Source organism: Acinetobacter calcoaceticus, from assembly GCF_051947995.1.
Classification (GTDB): Bacteria; Pseudomonadota; Gammaproteobacteria; order Pseudomonadales; family Moraxellaceae; genus Acinetobacter.
Genome location: NZ_JBLVVH010000041.1, coordinates 1 through 249 on the forward strand (window position 1 = coordinate 1; position 249 = coordinate 249).

At 59.8% G+C, this 249-nt stretch carries 1 protein-coding gene; it reads right to left on the minus strand.

The window, feature by feature from the left end; genetic code table 11:
- Positions 1–232 (minus strand): molybdopterin-dependent oxidoreductase (locus tag ACNQO6_RS18475; RefSeq protein ID WP_440209917.1); only part of this gene is annotated, 232 nt, incomplete at its 3' end.
- Between the last annotated feature and the right edge of the window lie 17 nt (positions 233–249).

The following is a 249-nucleotide window of genomic DNA, read 5'->3' on the forward strand; positions in this document are numbered from 1 at the left end:
GGTCGACCTGCGGATTGACGTTGGCATAGAACCCGTACTCGTTGGCGGCAATGCTTTCCCAGGTGGTCTTCGGCTGCTCGCGGACCAGACTGATACGCACGATAGACTTGATGCTCTTGAAGCCATACTTCCACGGCACCACCAGGCGCAACGGCGCGCCATTCTGGTTGGGCAACAGCCGCCCGTACATGCCCACCGCCAGAATTGCCAGGGGATGCATCGCCTCGTCCATGCGCAAGCCTTCCATAT